Source organism: Christensenella minuta (assembly GCF_003628755.1).
Lineage (GTDB): Bacteria > Bacillota > Clostridia > Christensenellales > Christensenellaceae > Christensenella > Christensenella minuta.
This window is the reverse complement of record NZ_CP029256.1, coordinates 2,450,897-2,471,966: the sequence shown is the minus strand read 5'-3', so window position 1 is coordinate 2,471,966 and position 21,070 is coordinate 2,450,897. Positions and strand designations below refer to the sequence as shown.

The 21,070-nt window shown below is 48.8% G+C and carries 13 protein-coding genes and 3 pseudogenes; 9 read left to right on the top strand and 7 right to left on the bottom strand.

Annotated features, from left to right (window positions below; translation table 11 throughout):
- Positions 1-48 precede the first annotated feature (48 nt).
- Positions 49-3,849 (top strand): efflux RND transporter permease subunit, encoded by a 3,801-nt coding sequence (locus tag B1H56_RS11810; protein ID WP_066520738.1) that lies wholly within the window; start codon positions 49-51, stop codon positions 3,847-3,849.
- The gene (locus B1H56_RS11805; protein WP_066520737.1) at positions 3,827-4,438 is read left to right on the top strand and encodes a TetR/AcrR family transcriptional regulator; all 612 of its coding nucleotides are present in this window, start codon (positions 3,827-3,829) and stop codon (positions 4,436-4,438) included. The genes B1H56_RS11810 and B1H56_RS11805 overlap by 23 nt, the downstream gene beginning before the upstream one ends.
- A gap of 29 nt (positions 4,439-4,467) precedes the next feature.
- On the opposite strand, the gene B1H56_RS11800 is transcribed toward B1H56_RS11805, so the two are convergent.
- Positions 4,468-4,800: a branched-chain amino acid transporter permease gene (locus B1H56_RS11800; protein WP_066520736.1), complete on the bottom strand. Its 333-nt coding sequence runs from the start codon at positions 4,798-4,800 to the stop codon at positions 4,468-4,470.
- A pseudogene (locus tag B1H56_RS11795) lies at positions 4,797-5,390 on the bottom strand (AzlC family ABC transporter permease); the annotation flags it as partial. The pseudogene B1H56_RS11795 and the gene B1H56_RS11800, both read right to left, overlap by 4 nt.
- A gap of 346 nt (positions 5,391-5,736) precedes the next feature.
- Between B1H56_RS11795 and B1H56_RS11790 the strand changes: the two are divergent.
- The 5 genes and pseudogenes from B1H56_RS11790 (at position 5,737) to B1H56_RS11760 (ending at position 14,070) form a co-directional block, all read left to right on the top strand.
- Positions 5,737-6,345 carry a recombinase family protein gene (locus B1H56_RS11790; RefSeq protein WP_066520734.1) on the top strand — a complete coding sequence of 203 codons (609 nt, stop codon included), beginning with the start codon at positions 5,737-5,739 and terminating at the stop codon, positions 6,343-6,345.
- 282 nt (positions 6,346-6,627) lie between these two features.
- Positions 6,628-9,534 (top strand): immunoglobulin-like domain-containing protein, encoded by a 2,907-nt coding sequence (locus B1H56_RS14880; RefSeq protein ID WP_066651186.1) that lies wholly within the window; start codon positions 6,628-6,630, stop codon positions 9,532-9,534.
- Between the two features lie 428 nt (positions 9,535-9,962).
- A pseudogene (locus B1H56_RS11780) lies at positions 9,963-11,177 on the top strand (replication initiation factor domain-containing protein).
- 941 nt (positions 11,178-12,118) lie between these two features.
- A complete protein-coding gene (locus B1H56_RS11765) occupies positions 12,119-12,340 on the top strand; it encodes a tRNA wybutosine-synthesizing protein 3-like protein (RefSeq protein WP_066523509.1) in 222 nt (73 codons plus the stop codon).
- A 111-nt stretch (positions 12,341-12,451) separates the two neighbouring features.
- A pseudogene (locus B1H56_RS11760) lies at positions 12,452-14,070 on the top strand (recombinase family protein).
- Between the two features lie 22 nt (positions 14,071-14,092).
- Here the strand turns inward: B1H56_RS11760 and B1H56_RS11755 are convergent.
- Positions 14,093-14,251: a hypothetical protein gene (locus B1H56_RS11755; RefSeq protein WP_330383170.1), complete on the bottom strand. Its 159-nt coding sequence runs from the start codon at positions 14,249-14,251 to the stop codon at positions 14,093-14,095.
- A gap of 284 nt (positions 14,252-14,535) precedes the next feature.
- On the opposite strand from B1H56_RS11755, the gene B1H56_RS11750 reads away from it, so the two are divergent.
- Positions 14,536-14,718, top strand: a complete 183-nt coding sequence (locus B1H56_RS11750) for a hypothetical protein (RefSeq protein ID WP_066523510.1) — start codon at positions 14,536-14,538, stop codon at positions 14,716-14,718.
- Between the two features lie 120 nt (positions 14,719-14,838).
- Here B1H56_RS11750 and B1H56_RS11745 read toward each other — a convergent pair whose 3' ends face one another.
- From B1H56_RS11745 to B1H56_RS11735, 3 genes are all read right to left on the bottom strand, one after another.
- The gene (locus B1H56_RS11745; protein WP_162939002.1) at positions 14,839-15,987 is read right to left on the bottom strand and encodes a mannitol dehydrogenase family protein; all 1,149 of its coding nucleotides are present in this window, start codon (positions 15,985-15,987) and stop codon (positions 14,839-14,841) included.
- 116 nt (positions 15,988-16,103) lie between these two features.
- Positions 16,104-17,135, bottom strand: coding sequence for a TIM barrel protein (locus B1H56_RS11740; RefSeq protein ID WP_066523512.1), 1,032 nt, complete (start codon positions 17,133-17,135; stop codon positions 16,104-16,106).
- A 127-nt stretch (positions 17,136-17,262) separates the two neighbouring features.
- On the bottom strand, positions 17,263-18,186 hold the full coding sequence (locus B1H56_RS11735) for an AraC family transcriptional regulator (RefSeq protein ID WP_066523513.1): 924 nt from the start codon (positions 18,184-18,186) through the stop codon (positions 17,263-17,265).
- A gap of 162 nt (positions 18,187-18,348) precedes the next feature.
- Between B1H56_RS11735 and B1H56_RS11730 the strand changes: the two genes are divergently transcribed.
- Positions 18,349-19,356, top strand: a complete 1,008-nt coding sequence (locus tag B1H56_RS11730; protein ID WP_066523514.1) for a carbohydrate kinase family protein — start codon at positions 18,349-18,351, stop codon at positions 19,354-19,356.
- A 131-nt stretch (positions 19,357-19,487) separates the two neighbouring features.
- On the opposite strand, the gene B1H56_RS11725 is transcribed toward B1H56_RS11730, so the two are convergent.
- Positions 19,488-20,969, bottom strand: a complete 1,482-nt coding sequence (locus B1H56_RS11725; RefSeq protein ID WP_066523515.1) for an FGGY-family carbohydrate kinase — start codon at positions 20,967-20,969, stop codon at positions 19,488-19,490.
- Positions 20,970-21,070 lie beyond the last annotated feature (101 nt).

The window sequence follows — 21,070 nt, the reverse complement described above, 5'->3', positions numbered from 1 at the left end:
ACCAATCATTTTCCAATAGATTTTGAAAACGGCAACGGAGGAACGGCAATGTCAAAATTCAGTGTAAAAAAACCAATGACCATCTTTGTTGCGGTCGTTTTGGTATGCATCCTCGGCTTCATCTCGTTCACGAGCATGACCACGGATTTGCTTCCCAGGATGGACCTGCCTTATGTGATGGTCCTTACCACTTACCCCGGCGCAAGCCCGGAAAAAATCGAGCAGACGGTAACAAAGCCGCTTGAACAGGCCCTTTCCACCACGAGCGGGGTGAAAAGCGTCACCAGTTCGTCCAACGAAAACTCAAGCATGGTGCTGCTGGAATTCACCCAAGGCACCAATATGGACAGCGCCATGATCGAGATGAGCGGCAACATCGATATCGTCAAGGCGAACCTCGACGATGCAGCAGGCACGCCCACGCTAATCAAGATCAACCCGGACATGATGCCTGTTATGGTTGCCAGCGTGGATATTGACGGCAAGGACATCACGGAAACGTCGAAGATCGTCTCCGATACGATCCTGCCCGAATTCGAGCGCATCGACGGCGTGGCCTCCGTGACCGCGACCGGACTTGTCGAGGATTCGGTCGAAGTCACCCTAAGCCAGCAAAAAATCGACGAACTGAACCGCCGCGTGCTTGCATCGGTAGACGAAAAGCTTGCGGAGGCGCAGGAAAAGATCGACAATGCAAAATCCCAGATTGAAAGCGGAAAACAGCAATTGAAATCCATGAGCCAAACGCAGGCGCAGCAGCTTGTTGATATGGGCCTGCAGCTTTCCGCAGGCAGGGAACAGATCGAGGCGGCCCTCGCGAGCCTGCCGCAGGCGCAGCAGGACCTTGAAGCCCAGCTTGCGGACCTCAAAACGCAGCTTGCAGACCTCGAAGCACAGGAAAGCACCCTGACGGTGCAGCTTTCTGAAGCCAAAACCGCGGAGGCGGCGTTTGAACAGCAGATCGCCGCGCTGGTAGCGGCGGGCCAGCCCGTACCTAACGAGCTTACCGCGCAGCTTGCGGCCTTGAAGGAAAGCATTCCAAAGCTGGAGGCGGGACTACAACAGGCCGAAGCGGGCATCCCCCAGCTCGAGGATGGAATTTCCCAAATCGAGGCGGGCCTTTCCGGGCTTCCGGACCAGAAGGCGCAGCTTGAGGCAAAGCTGAGCGAGCTCACCGAGGGCGAACGCCAGCTGGAAACGGGCAAAATGACGCTTACGAGCGAGCTCGCCCAGGCCTCGGGGCAGCTTGCAGGCGGCGAAGCGCAGCTTTCCCAAAAGGAACAGGAATTTGAAGAACAAAAGGACGCCGCTTACAAGCAGGCGGGCCTTGATGGCAGGATCACGCAGGAAACAGTGAGCCAGATCCTTGCCGCGCAGAATTTTTCCATGCCCGCCGGCTACATCAGCGATGGCGGCCAACGCTATCTGGTCAAGGTGGGCGACCAGTTCCAGGATATCGGCCAGCTTAAGGACCTGGAGCTTTTCAATATCGAAGCGGGCGGCATCGGAGCGGTGACGCTCGCGGACGTCGCGGATGTGGAGATGACGGACAACCGCGGCGATATGTACGCCAAGATCAACGGCAACGACGGCATCCTGCTCACCTTCCAGAAGCAAAGCACCTCTTCCACCACCGACGTTTCGGACCGCATTAACCAGGTGATGGAGCAAATCCAGGCGGACGATCCTTCCGTGCACCTGACCGCCCTTTCCGACCAAGGCGTGTATATCGGCATCGTTCTCGACTCCGTCATCGACAACCTATTGCTCGGCGCGATCCTCGCAATCGTAATCCTGTTCCTGTTTTTAAAAGACCTGAGGCCCACGGTTATCGTAGCGATCAGCATCCCGTTCAGCCTGCTCGCAGCGCTGACTCTGATGTATTTCTGCGGCGTAACGCTGAACGTCATTTCCCTTGCAGGCCTTGCGCTCGGCGTGGGCATGCTGGTGGACAACAGCATCGTGGTCATCGAAAATATCTACCGCCTGCGCTCGCTCGGCATTCCGCCCGCAAAAGCGGCTGTGAAGGGTGCGCAGCAGGTCGCGGGCGCAATTTTCGCCTCCACCCTCACAACGGTGTGCGTCTTCCTGCCCATCGTCTTTACCGAAGGCCTTACGCGCCAGCTTTTCGCAGACATGGGCCTTACCATCGCATTCTCGCTGCTCGCGAGCCTTATCATTGCGCTGACGCTGGTTCCGGCGATGGGCTCCACCATGCTCAAAAAGACAAAGGAAAAAAAGCATCCCCTGTTCGACAAATTCACCGCGGGCTACCAAAAGCTGCTCTCGGGTGCGCTCAGGCGCAAATGGATCGTATTTGTGATCGTGATCGGCCTTTTTGCGTTCAGCGTGGCCAACATATTTACCATGGGCACGTCCCTCATCCCGAAAATGGACAGCTCGGAAATCATGATTACCATGGAAATGCCTGAGGACAGCACGACGCAGGAAACGCGCGATATGAGCGACGAGGTCCTTGCGCGCCTGACTGAAATCCCGGATGTGGAAACCATCGGCGCGATGGAAGGGGGCATTATGTCTGCCCTCGGCACATCTTCCTCCGGCGGTGGCAACAACACCACTATGATGATGTATGCCCTGCTGAAGGACGAACGCACGCGCACCAGCTCCGAGATTGCGGAGGATATGCGCAGCGCCGTCGCGGGCCTCCCCGCCATGGTGGATGTGAGCGATTCGACGATGGACCTGTCCGCGCTTTCCGGTTCCGGCCTCGAGGTGGCCATCAAGGGCGACGACCTCGATACGCTGAAAACGATCGCGCAGGATATTTCGGCCATGATGCAGGAAACGGAGGGCCTGACGGCGGTGGACGACGGTCTTTCGGATGCGACGATGGAAACGCGCATCACGGTCGATAAGAACAAAGCGATGGATTACGGCCTCACCACGGCGCAGGTTTACCAACAGGTGGCGGCGGAAATTTCCGCGGGGACGACGGCGACCACCGTCACCTTTGAAACGGAGGATTACCCGGTCATCGTCAGGAACAGCCCCGCGGACACCGTTTCGCTCGGCACCCTCGAAAGCTTTACGCTCACGGGCACTAAGGACGGCGAGGACACGGATGTGAAGCTTTCAGAGATCGCCGATATCTCGCAGGAGCAAAGCCTTTCCTCCATCAACCACGACGGACAGGTGCGCACGATGTCCGTTACGGCGGGCGTGGACGCAGATCACAACATCGGTCTTGTGAGCAGGGATTTTTCGGCAAAACTTGCGGATTACTCCGTGCCCGCGGGATATTCCGTGGAGATCGAAGGGGAAAACCAGACGATCACGGATACCTTCTCAAGCCTCATTTATATGTTTATGCTTGCGGTGGTGCTGATCTACCTCATTATGGTGGCGCAGTTCCAGTCCCTGAAATCTCCGTTCATCATTCTCTTTACCATTCCTCTGGCGTTTACGGGCGGTCTCCTCGCCCTGCTGATGACGGGCGCGGACCTCAGCATGATCGCGCTGCTCGGGTTCCTGATCCTTGCGGGTATCGTCGTCAACAACGGCATCGTATTCGTGGATTATGCGAACCAGCTGCGGCTTTCGGGTATGGAAAAACGCGAGGCGCTCATCAAAACAGGCAAGGCGCGTATCCGCCCGATCCTGATGACCGCGCTTACCACGGTGCTCGGCCTCGTGCCCCTCGCCTTTGGTATGGGGCAGGGCGCGGAAATGCTCCAGCCTATGGCGGTCGTGACCATCGGCGGGCTTATTTACGCGACCTTTATGACCCTGTTCTTCGTGCCCGTGCTGTATGATATCCTGAATAAAAAAGATCTGAAACCGGTCGTGATCGAGGAGGGACTTGATGATGACATCCCCGTCTTATAAGGAAAAAGAGCTTCTGATTATGCGCGCGCTGCTGCGGCTTTTGTCAGGCGGTATGAGCATCGCGGAGATCAAGACGTCGGATATCGCGCAGGAAGCGGGCATCGGTAAGGGTACGCTGTATAATTATTTCGACACCAAGGAGGACATTTTTGCCCGCACGATCATCTACAGCATCGACACGCAGCTGCACGCGGTGTTCGAGCAAATGAACAAAGCGCAGGACTTCAAAAGCAAATGCTACACCGTCCTGCGCATCGTGCATGAGATCGCGTCCAATGAACATTCGGATTTCCACCTGCTCCTCTTTAACCTCGGAGGCAAGGATATGAAGCAGCTGACGGGCGGGGATATGTCGTTTGTGCGGCGGTATCTCTCCGTCATCAGGGGAAAGGTAATGCTGCTTGCGCAGACGGGCGCGGCGGAGGGGCTTTTCCCGCCGCCCTGCGATGAGGAATATGCCTACAGCGCGTTTGCCGCCGCCCTTATGAGCTTCGTGCACGCGCGCTGCCGCATGGACCTTCCGACGGACAAAGCGCTCGGCCGCGCGATGGATAATGCTTATACGCTGTTATTGAAGGCGCTCAGCTAGAACATTACAAACGGAAGTGGACGCGGCCTTTAAAATACCAGCTGCACCAGCAGCATATAGCAAATAGTACCGCCCGCAATGGAAAGCAGCATCTGCCGCTTCCACAGGTGCAGGCCCACAACGAGCGCGATCGAGATCAGCTCCGGAATACCGTGGCTACCCGCAAAGACGGAGACATCCTTCAGGCAATAGACGATAAGCAGGCCAAATACCGCCGCCGGAAGGACCTTGCCAAGGTATTTGACAAATTTTGGCGTGGGCTTTCCCGCCGGGAACAGCAAAAACGGCAGAAAGCGCGTAAGCATCGTGCCCGCGACGACCATTGCAATCGTGACGGCTTGCTGCGTCAATGTCATGGTCATACGGAATCACCGCCTTTCGCAAGGGGCTTCCTCAGAAGCGTTAACACGCCGAGAATCGCCAGCATAGCGGGAACGATAAAATTCTCCGCTCCGAACGCAGCAAGGAACAGCAGCGACAGTCCCAGCCCAAGAACCGCGCTGGTGTGGTTTTTATCCTTCAGCCATTGCTCGAGGAAAATGACGGCGAACATGGCCGTCATCACAAATTCCAGGCCTTCGGTGTTGAAATGGATCAGCGAGCCGAAGATTCCGCCGAGGGTCGACCCGGTGAACCAGTACATATGGTTGAGGAATGTCACGAAAAACATGAACCATCCCTGGTCCACACCTGCGGGGATTTCGGCGGTATAATTGATGGAAAAGCTTTCGTCGCACATCCCGAAAATGAGGTACGGTTTTTTCCATCCCGTCCCCTTATATCGGTCCAGCATGGAGATGCCGTAAAATAAATGCCGCGCGTTAATCATCAGCGTCATGGCGAGCGCCTGCAGGGGGTTGAACGCGCCCAGCAGCAGGTTCACCGCCACAAATTCCACCGAGCCGGCAAAAATGGTCAGGCTCATCAGCATCGGATACCAGAAGCTGAAGCCGGAGTTTCCCAAACAAAAGGATATTAAGAAATAACCTGTGTTTGCCTGCTTGCAATCAAAAGAATACTGCTACTAAGCTAAGAGATACTGCATAGGTGTGTTGGTATCTCTTTTTTTATACTGCGAAACAGCACACTATTTCATTTCTGCTTGTTCGTTATCAACGTCTTAGCTCATAGCTTGTCAAGAACCTGTTGCAACGCAATGCGTCAGCACTCTTTACAAGCTGTGTGATAAGGCGTATCTTCTTAATGGCAGAAATTACCAAGCATTTTACTTTTACAGTAAGGTGCTTTTTTGTTTATGATATTTCTCTATATCCATAGGAAAGGAGGATTGATAAAAAATGGCACAGGTTTATGGATATGTACGGGTTTCCAGCATAGACCAAAATGAGGAACGACAGATTGTCGAACTATCAAAAAGAAATGTACTTTCAAAAAATATCTACATAGACAAGCAGTCTGGAAAAAGTTTTGAACGTCCGCAATATAAAAAGCTTGTAAGAAAGCTAAAACAAGGCGATTTGCTTTATATTTTAAGCATTGACCGACTAGGCAGGAACTATCTTGAAATACAGGAGCAATGGAGAATACTGACGAAAGAAAAAGGGATTGATATATGCGTTATAGATATGCCCTTGCTAGACACAAGGAATGGAAAAGATTTAATGGGAACATTCATTGCCGACCTCGTATTACAGATACTATCGTTTGTGGCACAGAATGAGCGTGAAAACATCAGAAAAAGACAGGCACAAGGCATTGCAGTAGCAAAGGCAAAAGGAATAAAATTCGGCAGACCAGAAATCGCGCTTCCAGAGAACTTTGGGGAGCTTGTCCATGAATGGGAAAAGAAAAGACTTCCTATATCGGAAGTCTTGGAAGTATGCAAAATGAGTGAAGCCACATTTTACAGGAAATTAAGGGAATATCGCTTATTAAAACAAAAATAATTTGTGCTGAACTCTTAAAAGGTACACTTTTTAACAGTCTGTTGTATCATCTCCATTATAAGCGATAATGCCTATTTTTTCAATACTCGTGGTATTTTTAGCCGTTTTTCTAACCATAATCTCTTGCTAAGGTTGATGGTCTTCCCTGACTCATGCTTTTTTCAAAAAGTACACTTTTTTTCAAAAAGTGTACTTTTTGAGAATGGTGGTATGAAAGGAGGAACAGATAAATTGACCCTTTTTAATCGCCTGCTGTAAATTTAAGAAAGGAGAAAGAAAAAAATGAATTTAAAGAGATTCACAAGTTTTGCGTTGGCGTTTATCTTGTGTTTCACATTAGCACCTGTTAATGCTTCTGCTCTTGCCAGCGAAAGCGGTACAGTAAAAAACGGTTATTATAACGATTCCGGTCAATGGGTGGAAGGCGAATTACAGCAGACATTGCCAGATGGAATACATTCTGTTAATAAAACCGCCATGCCTAAAGGTGACAATACTTATGATGTCACTTTGGAAGTTGTTACGAAACAAAAAATTGAGCAACTCTCGCCTAAATCAGCAATGGTTTTAGTTGCTGACACATCAGGCAGTATGAATGATGATTCGCGTTTAAAGATGTTTCAGAATTCTTCGGATAAATTGATTGATACTTATGCAGGTGACGGAGAAAATTCAGGTCGTTATTTAGCAATCGTTCAATTTAGTACAGGCGCAAATGTTGTGTTAAACTGGACAGATGTTTCCACGGCAGAAGGAAAGAAGTCTGCAAAAGATGCTATTAACAATCTGAGAGCAAATGAAGGAACCAATTTACAGGCTGGATTAAAGATGGCAACATCTTTGTACAAAAGCGATACTGTAAAGGATATTACAAAAGAAAATAAAGACACTGTCGTTATAACCGATGGAGCACCAACTTATTATCTTGAGAAATGTTCTGGCGGATTAATAACATGGTTTCATAAGCATGTTGTCATTGACGGTGTTACCTATGATGAAGAAGGCTCTGGAAGTAGCGGAAGTCAAACAATCAATGAACGGACGGCGCAAGAAGCCACTACATTGAAAAATGAATCGACGGTTTATACGGTGTGCTACGGTGCGCAAAATGATTATACCTATAAAAAGGGTCCGAAAGTTTCTGAGTTTTTGCAACAGAATATAGCCAGCAGTGATAAAACAGCTTTGATTGCTACTGATGCATCTGCAATAGAGAAAGTATTTGAGGTCATTGCAGAAAGTGTTGTTAGTGGAATTACTGGTGAAAATCTAACTGTAACGGATGGCTCTGCTCCATTTGTTAAAGTAAGTGGCTTGCCAGCAGATATTTCACAAGGCGAAAATGGCTTTACATGGAAATTACAGAATGCCACAACGGAAGAAAAAGACGGAGAAACTTATTATACTTATCAGCTAAAGTATACTGTCCAATTAGACGCAGATAATGCTGACTTTAAGGAAGAAAACTGGTATCCGCTTAATGGCAAGACCGAACTGAATATGCCAGATGGAAAAAAAGTTAAATTTCCAATTCCAGCAGCACAGGGAACAAAGACACGTTATACAGTCACATATACTGATGGAGTCGATGGTGAAGAAGTATTTAAAGACAAAGTGTTCGAAAATTGCATAACGGGTTCCAAAACACCAGATTACGGAGAAACACCAGTAAGAGATGGGTATACTTTTAAAGGATGGTCACCTGAAATTGAGGATACCGTAACAAAAACAGTGGTCTATAACGCAACTTGGGATTTGAACCTGATTGACTTAAACGTTGCACCAGTCATCAATGCAACGGATAAAGTGCTGACAGTCGGAGATACATTTGACCCGAAAGCCGATGTCACAGCAACCGATAAGGAAGATGGAGACATTACAGCAAGTATTGAAGTTGTGAAGAATGCAGTAGATACCAGCAAGGCTGGCACATATGAAGTAACCTACAAGGTAACAGACAGCCAAGGCGCATCTTATACGACTACCATTCAGGTTACCGTAAATCCAAAGATGGAAACACTGAATGAAGCACCAGTCATCAATGCAACGGATAAAGTGCTGACAGTCGGAGATACATTTGACCCGAAAGCCGATGTCACAGCAACCGATAAGGAAGATGGAGACATTACAGCAAGTATTGAAGTTGTGAAGAATGCAGTAGATACCAGCAAGGCTGGCACATATGAAGTGACCTACAAGGTAACAGACAGCCAAGGCGCATCTTATACGACTACCATTCAGGTTACCGTAAATCCAAAGATGGAAACACTGAATGAAGCACCAGTCATCAATGCAACGGATAAAGTACTGACTGTCGGAGATACGTTTGACCCGAAAGCCGATGTCACAGCAACCGATAAGGAAGATGGAGACATTACAGCAAGCATCGAAGTTGTGAAGAATGCAGTAGATACCAGCAAGGCTGGCACATATGAAGTAACCTACAAGGTAACAGACAGCCAAGGCGCATCTTATACGACTACCATTCAGGTTACCGTAAATCCAAAGATGGAAACACTGAATGAAGCACCAGTCATCAATGCAACGGATAAAGTACTGACTGTCGGAGATACGTTTGACCCGAAAGCCGATGTCACAGCAACCGATAAGGAAGATGGAGACATTACAGCAAGCATCGAAGTTGTGAAGAATGCAGTAGATACCAGCAAGGCTGGCACATATGAAGTGACCTACAAGGTAACAGACAGCCAAGGCGCATCTACTATGAAAACAATCTATGTAACAGTCAACCCTAAAATGGAAATATTGAATGAAGTTCCGGTTATTCATGCAGAGAATAAAACGCTTACCATTGGGGATAACTTTGACCCATTGAAAGATGTAACTGCTACGGATAAAGAAGATGGCAATATTACACTGACCATAAAAAATGTGATTAGAAATACCGTGGACACATCAAAAGCAGGTTCATACGAAGTGACTTATATGGTAACGGACAGCAAGGGGGCTTCTGTGACAAAAACAATTACCGTTACGGTAAATGCAAAGAAAGCTCCAAAACCAGAGAATAACAAGCCAAATAAGGAAAAGACTGATACAAAACATGAAAATCCAAAAACTGGCGATCAGACAAATGTTGGACTGTTTACAGCATTATCAATTATGAGTGCATTAGCTGTTGCAATCTTAGCGGTATGGAAGAAAAAGAGAGCGTTAGAAGATAAATAAGGATTTTCTTGAAAACCTTGAAAGATAAAGTGAGGAAATGCAGACACACTCGCATGGGAGAAGTGATCCAGTTCTGGTGGCGTGGCTTTAGCCAATAACGCCATGCCAGCTTGTCTGGCAAAGGGCTGGATTGCTTCGACCATGAGCGAGCCTGTGGCGAGCATATCAAGCCCCCGTTATCTAACAAGGGGGGCACAAAAAACAAGAGACAATATACACTAACAAGCGGAAAACGCTATATTTACAAGGCAAAACCGCATTTTACATGGTGTGATATAAATTATGTTATTATCACTTTGAAAAATCGAATATAACATTAAGAAAGACAGTTGATTTCAAATAAGAAATTGATTGTCTTTTTCTTTTGTAGAAATGCAGGCAATTATCAGTAAACGGTAGTTGCCTTTTTTGATTGGAGGAATTAAAGAATGAATGATAAAGATTTTATTGAAGAATTAAAACGTAAACGTGACGAATACGGAGTTACACAAACAAGACTTGCCGTTGCCTGTGGTATCAGTCGAGAGCATTATAACCGCATTGAAAAAGAAAAACTTCCATTGACGGAAGAACTAAAAGAAACATTAGAAAAACAGATTGAGCGTTTTAATCCGCAAGAACCGTTGTTTTTGCTGATTGATTACTTCCGTGTCCGTTTTCCTACTACGGACGCATTAAAGATTATCCGTGATGTATTACAACTGAAAGCAGACTATATGCTTTATGAAGATTATGGAAAATACGGCTATGAAAGCAAATATGTGCTTGGCGACATCAACATCATGTGTTCCATGCAGGAGCATTTAGGGGTTCTGTTGGAACTGAAAGGCAGAGGTTGTCGGCAAATGGAAAGTTATCTGCTGGCACAGGAACGCTCATGATATGACTTCATGCTGGATTGTATGACGGCTGGCAGTGTGATGAAACGGCTTGACTTGGCTATCAATGACCGAGTAGGGATATTAGATATTCCAAAATTAAAGGAAAAATACAAGGCAGGCGAATGTATTTCCTACTTCCGTATGCAGAAAGATTACAGCGGTACGGAGAAATGCGGTAATGATACACCGAAGAATACAGGCGAAACCTTATATTTAGGCTCAACAAGTAGCGAATTATATATGTGTGCTTATCAGAAGAATTATGAGCAGTATGTCAAGAATGGCACAGAGATTGATGATACGGAGATTAAGAACCGTTTTGAAATACGTATGAAGAATGAACGAGCCTATTATGCGGTTGTAGATTTACTGACCTATCGGGACGCTAAACGTACCGCTTTTTCTATTATCAATCATTATGTACGCTTTGTTGATAGAGAGGACGATAAGCCAAAAAGTCAATGGAAAACAAATGATGATTGGGCGTGGTTTGTAGGAGAAAACAGAGAGCCGATACGATTAACCACAAAGCCAGAGCCATACACCTTACAAAAGGCATTGCATTGGCTACAAAGACAGGTCGCACCAACGATAAAAATGGTACAGGCATTAGACAGAGAAAATCATACAACAATATTGAAAGATATGATTGAGCAGGCAGAACTCAAAGACAAGCATAAACATTTATTACAATTAGAGAAATCAACCATAGAAGAACGTATAGATACCGCTGTTCCACAAGAGAATGACGGTATTTTTTAATGTAATCGGAAAATTTCAGATTTAGTCAGCAAAGAGCCACTTTCATTCCCTATGTGAAGTGAAAAAAGAAAAATAAATCTATTTTATTAAATGTGCAACAAAACGGCTACTTGCGTACAGATATGGTGCGAGAAAAGGAAATCTAACTATTTTTGAAATGAGGTCATGAAATCTTTATTTGGTGTACAGATACGGAGTGTAAGAAGAAATTGAAATTATTTTGAAAATCTGCAACAAAACAAGGTTTCCATCCCTTATATGGAGTGAAGTTGAGGAAATCTAAACTTTTCTAGGGAACAAGTCATTAAATCGGGGATTGCTGTCCTTATATGATTTGATAGAAGAAAAAAATTGTGAAAAATGTCGGAAATTCATAATTAGTGGTCAGTGTTCTATGAAAAGAGGAAAATGCTTTCTTCTCAACTTAACAATTCATGGTTTCCGTTCCCTATATGGAGCAAAGAAAATATTTCATTCCATAGTTGGCAGTAACGGTATTGCAAGGGTAGTTAGGGTGTGAAAAGAAGAACAATCTTTTTTCATCATCAACTTAGCAAAACGACAACTTCTATCCCTATATGGTGCAGGAAAAGATTTTTGAACTTTTTTCTATTCTAACTTAGCCAATGGACGTTTGCCGTACAGATAGTAGTGAAAAAGGAATGATTTTCTTCTTTCGGGTTCTTTGACAACTGAATAAAGCAGTTCAATACGTTTGACAGACAGCGAGCCGTTGAAACAAATACGCCATGACCTTTCCCCTGCAAAAGCGAGCGAAAACTATTTGTACTCTTGTAAAAGACTTGTCTTCTTTTATCGCCATGACCTGTGCTGTCAATAATGATACCCCCGTACAGCCACAGCTTGAGCGTTCAGAGCGTCGTCGCACGCAATGGGTACGGCTACATAAGAACTATGCAGAGGTGGAACTCCTGTGGGCTATGACAAAAGCCGTTGAATTGCTTAAAAAATTTTACGGAAAGGGGGTATGTGTTATTGCTGATACTGTAAAAACAATTCAAAAGAAAAATAACAAATGTGGCATTGGCAACAGAGGAAAGACAAAGATTGTTGTAAAAGAGCATTTTTCCGAAAAGGGAAAGACAATGGAAGAACTTTTAACTGATGTCATGCTGGAAAAAGCAAAGCAGACAATCGCATAAAATAGGTGCAGTTGTAAGAAATAGATTGAATGACAAAAAGAACCCGTGTTATACTTTACTTGCAAGCAGGTATTGTAAACACGGGTTAGTTATAAAGGAGGATAACTGACAATGAAACAACAGATTTACAATACTGCACTTTATCTTAGGTTGAGCCGAGATGATGAATTACAGGGCGAAAGTTCCAGCATTACCACACAGAGAAGTATGTTGCGTCTATATGCAAAAGAACATCATTTGAATGTCATTGATGAATATATTGATGACGGCTGGTCGGGAACAAATTTTGAAAGACCGAGCTTTCAAAGAATGATTGAGGATATAGAGGCAGGAAAAATCAACTGTGTTGTAACGAAAGACCTTTCCCGTCTTGGCAGAAATTACATTATGACAGGACAATATACAGAATTGTATTTTCCTAGTCATAATGTCCGTTACATAGCGATTGACGACGGTGTAGACAGCGAAAAAGGCGAAAGTGAGATTGCACCATTTAAGAACATTATCAATGAATGGGTGGCTAGAGATACAAGCCGTAAAGTAAAATCTGCCTTTAAGACAAAATTTGCAGAAGGTGCTCATTATGGTGCTTATGCTCCGTTAGGATATAAGAAACACCCTGACATCAAAGGCAAACTGTTGATTGATGAGGAAACAAAATGGATTGTTGAAAAAATCTTTTCCCTAGCCTTTCAAGGTTATGGAAGTGCCAAAATCACAAAGATACTGCGAGAAGAAAAAATTCCTACACCAGCATGGCTGAATTTTACAAGGTATGATACTTTTGCGCACATCTTTGAGGGCAAACCCGAAAGCAAGCGTTACGAGTGGACGATTGCTCATATCAAGGCGATATTGAAAAATGAGGTTTATATAGGAAACAGCGTTCACAATATGAAGTCTACGGTATCGTTCAAGAGTAAAAAGAAAGTGCGTAAGCCCGAAAGTGAGTGGTTTCGAGTAGAAAACACGCATGAGCCGATTATTGACAAGGAAGTGTTCTATCGTGTGCAGGAGCAGATAAAATCAAGACGCAGACAGACAAAGGAAAAGGCAACGCCGATATTTGCAGGGCTTGTCAAGTGTGCGGATTGTGGCTGGTCTATGCGGTTTGCGACAAATAAGGCAAATAAAACGCCTTACAGTTATTATGCTTGCAGTTACTATGGACAGTTTGGCAAAGGTAATTGTTCCATGCACTATATCCGTTATGATGTATTGTATCAAGCCGTATTGGAACGCTTGCAGTATTGGGCTAAGGCAGTACAGCAGGACGAAGAAAAGGTATTGAACAAGATACAGAAAGTCGGCAATGCAGAGCGAATACGGGAAAAGAAGAAAAAAGCAAGTGCCTTGAAGAAAGCTGAGAACCGACAAAATGAGATTGACCGTCTGTTTGTGAAAATGTATGAAGATAGAGCCGGTGAGAAGATAACGGAGCGAAATTTTGTGATGTTGTCTAGCAAGTATCAAAAAGAACAAATAGAACTGGAACAGCAGATAACGAACCTAAGATAAGAGAAGAACTAAGTAAAATGGAACAGGATATGATAGGTGCTGAAAAGTGGATTGAGTTAATCAAAGAGTATTCTGTACCAAAGGAACTGACAGCACCGTTATTAAATGCAATGATAGAAAAAATCCTCATTCACGAAGCAGCAACGAATGAGGGTAATGAAAGAATACAGGAAATTGAGATATACTACCGATTTATTGGAAAAGTAGACTGATAATGAGGGTTCATATCTTTAACTAAGGGAAAGCGGATACGTTCATATAGATACCGTAGGTAAGCCCCAGGAACCAGAAGCCCGCAAAGATTGGGAGGGTCTTGGGAAACGCCGTAAGGAAGGCCTTTTTTACCGTCCCTGCGAAACGGATATTCAATTTTTTGCCGGGAACCGACTTCATAAAACAGCATCCTTCCGTTTTCCGGATACTATTTTACCGTTGTTTGCTCCGCAATTCAATGCGTTTTCCAAAGAATCATCCCCCCGGGCGTGATAATCCCTGCCGCAGGCGGCGCCGGGAACAGGGCCGGCGGCCGCGGCCAGGCCCGCCCGGGAAAAAGCCTGCATCCTTCTTCCGCTTCCAAAGGGCGCGGGAAAACCGTATTTCCTGAAAAAATCCCAAAAACATTTGTTAGAACCGGCCCTTTTGTGTCCACGAATGATAGAGGAACGGAGGTAAACAAAATGTTTGAAAAAATATTCGACCATATCAACGAAGTGAATAAAGACCTGATCCTTGGCGCGCTCGAGGAGTGCGAGACGCCGGAAGACATTAACCGCGTTGCGCAGGCGTATAATGTGGAAATCTCCGATGCGGAAATGGATTATCTTTTGAACCGCAAGCGCAGCGAATCGTGCTCGGACTGACGCGCTTGCCGCCCATACGCGTGCCGAAGGCATACAAGGCGGGCGCACCGTGCTTTCATAGCGAAATAAAAAAAGACTGTTTCCTTTTATTGTCAGGAAAGCAGTCTTTTTCATTTTTCCTCAGGCCATTTCTTTTTTAATCAGCTGTGCGAGCTCCCCGGACGCCGGGATTCCCATGTATTTCTCGATCACAGCGTCAATGCCGTCCGTCTTCAGCGCGGCCTGAAGCTCGGCGGCGGCTTTATCGCCTTCCGGCGCGAACCGGAGCGCCGCCGCGATTCCGGTCACGATAGCGGCCGGGTCGATCCCCTGCTCCATGCAGTAGAGCGCCGCGCCCACGAGGCGGTCGTCACGGCGCAGCTTGCGCACCGGGTCCGCGCCTACGCGCGTCGTCGTATCACGGAGCGCCTTGTTTCCGAAACGGGAAAGGAGGTCGCGTACATGGTCCTTAAGTTCGCTTTCCGGCACGCCGTATTCCTTGCTAAGCGCCGTCGCGCTGCCGTCCATAGCGGCCTGCGCGGTGCTTTTGATCCTATCGTCCGCCACCGCCTCATAGATATATTCATATCCCCTCAGCCAGCCAAGGTATGCGCAGATCGCATGGCCCATATTGTGCACGAACAGCTTGCGGCGGATATAGAACGAAAAAGGAGCGTATGGAACGAGTCCTTTGATGTCCGGGATACCGCCGCGGAACGCCTCTTTGTCGACGGGAAGCTGGCAGTATGGCTCCACCGCAATGAGGAGCGGATCGCCCGCGCGTTCTTCCGGGGAAAGCGGGGGCACCATGCGGCCGATGGACGCTTCCACCAGGCCAAGATTTTCGTCCGCCCACTTTTTCTCGTCCTCGTTGAGATATTGGTAAATATATCCCCGCATGATCTTGTCTGCGTCGAGTTGGTTTTCCGCAAGGATGATGTCAAGCGGCCTGCCGCTTTCCCGCATCCGCAGGCGCATGCCCTTGGCAATGTTTTCCGCGATATGCGGAAGCACATTCACACCCACCGCACTCGCCATGATATCGCATGCCGCGATGGTTTGGATCGCTTCCTTCGTATTCGCGTCTACGGCGCGCACATGTTTTACCGTATCGAGCCGCTGTCCTTCGTTCGAGACGATACGCACCCGGTATTCGTGGTCCTTATTGAACGCCTCGATCACCTCCGGCACGATATCGAGGAAGCAGACCTCGTATCCGCTTTCCGAAAGTGTTTTTCCGATGAAGCCCCTGCCAATGTTCCCCGCACCGTACATTACCGCTTGTTTCATTGTCTTTTTCCTCCGCTGTTTCTGCGATTCCATTCAGGTTCGCCCTGCCGCAAGTCCATTATAACAGCAAAAGCATTGGCCGCTTGCGGCCAATGCTTTTGTTTGGTTTTTTAAGTTCAGCCGTTCAGCAGCAGCTCGATCACGTACATTTCGAGCTTCTCGAAATTCTGAGTCTTTACGCATTCTTCCTGGAACTTGTAATCGAATTTCTTGACCTTTTCGAGCAGCAGCTCGAAGGTGCGCTTGCTGTTGATGATGTGGCGGTAGCAGTCTTCCGCAGGCTGCGTGCGCATTGCCTTTACGTCGAGGCCTACGCATTCGCCATTGTCGCCGAAGTTGTTTTCATACAGAACCTTGACCTGATTGAAGTCCGCACGCAGATTCTCGGCGCCGAAGGTCTTATCCTGGTCGTAGCGGATCCCGTTCTGGTCATTGAGGTGAACGCCCCACAGCTTGCCCCATGCGATGGCAAACGCCATATCGGCCGCCGGGTCGAGCCCTGCGAGGATGGAGTGGGCGCTCTCGATGCACAGGCCCACGCGGGACGGATCGACCGTCTGCGCGCCTACCGCAAGGGCATGCCCTGCCGTTCCGCAATAGCTTCTGTCGATCGGTTCGTTAGGCTTGGGCTCGATCAGGATCTGTACGTCCGGATCGTATTTCAGGATCGTATCAAACGCATCGCGCATCTGGATAATCTTTTCTACCGGGTTCTTGCCTTCCGCGCACAGCGTGCCTTCGCGTGCCAGCCACAGCTGCACTTTTTTGGTGCCGAGCGCTTTTGCGATATCGACGGAGCGCAGCGCGCGCCAGATCGCGAAATCGTAGTCTTCTTTCCTGCTTGCCGTAAAGCCGCCGTCATTCGTATGCGCGTCGAACCAAAGGCGCGGCGCAACGAATTCTGCAAAAAGACCGTATTTGTCGAGCATCGCCTTTACGTCTTTTGCGTAATCGATGATCGCCTGCTCGGTCATGTTGTTCATATCCGGAACTGCGTCGTCATCATGGAACTGCACGCCGTCCATGCCGATCTCTGCAAATGTTTTGATCTTTTCCTCAAGCGGTATCGACGGGCGGATCCCCGGTCCAAACGTTTCGTTTCCTTCGTGAACGTTCCACGGTCCTACTGTAAATCTGAATTTAGCCATGTTACAATCCCTCCTATTCATTTGTCTATGGATTTTCAATGTTGGCCTCTTGCTTGTGTTTATTATAGGGAATCCCTTCCCTCCCGTCCGGGACATCTTTGCTATTTTTTTGGGACAGCTTTGCGCATCACAATGCCCCTCCACTGCCGCCGAAAAAGTCCAGCGCACGGCTTACTTCCATAACTGTATGCTGTTCGTTATGCTCGTCGATGCGGTGTGTGCCCGTACGGTATTTTTTGCGGTATTCGCCCGGACTGCAGCCAAATTCCCGCAGGAAAGTCTTGTTGAGGTATTTATAATCGGAGAATCCGCACTCCATACAGATATCGATATGGCTGAGGTCCGTATGCAACAGGAGGTACTCCGCCCGTTCCACGCGCATGCGGTTCAGGTAGCTTTGGAAAGAGATTCCAAGATGCGTTTTGATAAAATGCGAAAGGTAATACATATCGAGGTTCTCACGTTCCGCGATCTCCTTGAGAGTAATGGGATACATATAATTTTCGCGCATATATTCGATGATGCGGCGCAATCTTGTCATATTGCGGTTTTCCGCCGCCGCCGTTTTTTCGTCGAGCACCGTATAGTCATCATACCGCAGCATGCAAAACAGCATATGATTCAGAAGCGACATCATCTCGATCGCGTATCCGTCTTCCTTTTTGCAGTAGCAGGCGACGATCCTGTCCATGCATTCGCGGAACATGCCCCAATATTCGGGCGACGTACTTTTCAGGATATGCGTTTTATTGAACCGTACGCGTGAGATACGCGGATAGTATTCCTTGCACAGGGTCGGGTCGAACTGGAGCACCATCAGCAGGTTGCTTTCCTGCGTACAGCGCAGGCTGTGCACGGCGTTGCGGTTGCTGAGGAAAATATCGTTCTTTTTCAGCAGGTGGCGCTGCTGGCCGTCGTCGATATTTACGCTGCCCTGGAGCACCAAAAAAATCTCCATGTCGCTGTGAAAGTGCAGCTCCCGCCAATTGATGGTGACGACAAAGGTTTTCAGGCTGGTTCCCGCAATATGTTTTATAAACTCATATTCCATAAGATTCCCCGCTGTGACAAATTCATCTTGAAAAAATGGCAAATCTGTCATACTTTTTGTTCGCTTACCAAATTAAAATAGGTTATAATTATTATAACACTATTGTACCGGCATGCGAATTTTTTTTATTCGGTTCCGCCGGTCTCTCTGAAGGAGCAAAAAATGAAAAATGGTATTTGTGTCGCCGGAAACGCGATCATCGATATTTTATACCCGATCGAGCGTTATCCCGGCAAAGGAGAACTCACCACGATCACCGAGGGAATCATGCAGGCCACAGGCGGCGCGATGTGCAATGTCATCATGGACCTTGCGCGGCTTGACCCGGCGCTTCCCCTGACGGCGATCGGCCGGATCGGCAACGATCCCGAGGGCAAGGTTATCATGGAGGAGCTGGCCAAGTTTCCGAACATCTCCACGGACCAGATGGTGTATGAGGGAAAGACCTCCTTCACCGCCGTGATGTGCGAAAATGACACCAAGCAGCGCACCTTCTTCCAGTACCGCGGCGCAAACGCGCAGCTGTGCGAGGAGGATTTCGACTGGAGCCGTATCGACTGCAAAATCCTGCATATCGGATACATCCTCCTGCTGGATACGCTGGACGAGGAGGATGGGGAATACGGTACCAAAATGGCGAAGCTGCTGCATAACGCGAAGGCCAGCGGGATCAAGACGTCCATCGACGTGGTGAGCGAAACGGGCGGCCGCTTTGCGCGGCTTGTGCCCCCCGCCCTTAGGTATACGGACTATTGCATCATCAACGAGATCGAAGCGCAAAATGCGACGGGAATTCCGTTGCGCACGGAAGACGACGCACTCGTGAGGGAAAACCTCGAAAAGGCGCTGCGCCGCTTGTTCGAGATGGGCGTTTCCACATGGGCCGTGATCCACAGCCCGGAGGGCGGCTTCGGTATGGACGCGGACGGGAATTACATCGAGCTTCCGAGCCTCGTGCTTCCCAAGGGCTACATCAAAGGCACCGTGGGCGCGGGCGACGCGTTCTGTTCGGGCGTGCTGTACGGCGCGTACGAGGGCCGTTCGCTTGAGGATGCGATCCGGCTGGGAATCGCGTCTGCCGCATGTTCCCTTTCACGCGAGGGTTCCACCGAAGGAATGCGCACCGCAAAGGAAGCTATCGAGCTATATGGCAGCATGTCGGGTAAATAATTGCCGCCGTTTCGTTTTTGGGCCGCGTAAGGCCAGCCTGCCGTAAAAAAGGCTGCCCCGGGATCGCTTTCCCCGGGCAGCCTTTTTCGCATGCTTTTTTACCAAGGTCCCCTTCGCGTACAGCGGCCGGATCAGCAGTCTCCGCCAGCTTTGAGACGGGCGTGAAGGGTACGGTATTCCTCGAATTTTTCTTTGTAAAACTCCCTGTGTTCACGGTTTGGCTCCAGCGTATCCGCTCTGTGGGACATACTCCCTGCCGCCTCCTCCACCGAGCCGTATACGCCGAGGGCAACCGCGCACAGCGCAGCGCAGCCGAGCGCTCCCGCCTCGCTGCACAAAAGCGTGGAAACGGGGAGCTGCATCACGTCCGCCTTGACTTGCAGCCACGGCCTGCTTTTGCTGCCGCCGCCTACGCAGATAAGGCTCTCCGCTGGAACGCCCTGCGCGCATAAAAGCTCGAGGTTCAGGTATTGGTCGAGAACAAGCCCTTCCAGCACCCCGCGGTACAGATCGAAGCGCGTTGTTTCAAGACCCGCGCCGGTAACGGCAAAGCGCGCGTGCGTATCGAGATACGGCGTGCCGCTGCCCGCGAGATACGGCTGTACTGTCAGCCGGGTCGGCTTCTCTGGGAAATTTTCTTCAAACAACGCAAAGGGCGGCCCGCCCGCTGCCGTTTCCGCGGCGGCAAACGTCCTGAAAAACCATTCGATCAACACGCCGCACGATGGGTTATAGGCAAGTGTGCAGTATTTCCCGGCCTCCCACACGGGTTCGCTGGAAAGGCCGTTCCGCACGATATCCGCAGGCTCGAAGATGCCGGTAAAAATTGGGGTCAGGCATTCGGAGGTGCCCATCGAACAGGCGACGCTTCCCTTGCCAAGGCCGGTGCCGATCGCCGAAGCGGGTTGGTCGTGGATGCCTGCCACGATCTTCATGGTTTCGGGTACGCCCAGTTCCGCGGCCACAGCCGGGGACACCGTGCCGATGACCGTGCCCGCGGGCACGGGACGCGAAAAAAGGCCTTCCTCGATGCCGAAGCGTTCCATCATTTTCCCGCTCCATGTACAGCTGCGCACGTTAAACAGCATGGACCGCGAGGCAACGGAATAATCCACCGCCGCACTGCCGCTGAGCATATAGCCCACATAATCCTCGATAAACAATATCCGTTTGGCCCTGCCATAAAGCTCCGCCCGCCGCCGCTTTAAATAAAGCAGCTTGGAAATGCTGTAGGTGGGCGAAAAGGGCAGGCCGCACACGCGGGCGATCTCCTCGTGCGGGATACCGCGCGAGGCGGAGATAAATTCTTCCTCGCCGCGGGGATCGGTAAAGATCATAATATCGTGCAGGGGTTCGTCCTTTTCGTCGAGCATAACGAACGCCTCGCCAAACGAGGCCGCTGCCAGCGCGTCGATCCTTCCGGCCTTCACGCAGGCCTCGCGAAGCACTTCCTTCGTCTTTTTCCACATTTCGCGCGGATCGAGGCCGCGCAGCCCATCCGGATCGTATTCCGTTTCATATGCGCGGTACGCGTCCGCGGCGCGCAGCCCTTTTTCATCGAATACGACTGCTTTTACGCCGCTCGTTCCCACGTCAAGCCCGCAGAAATTCATAGTTTGCCCCCTTGTTTCATGGACGGCACAAAAAATAGCCGTGCATCCGGCCCTCCCTTGCGCGCCCAATTTTTTATGTATGACAGAGATTGCCGCATCCG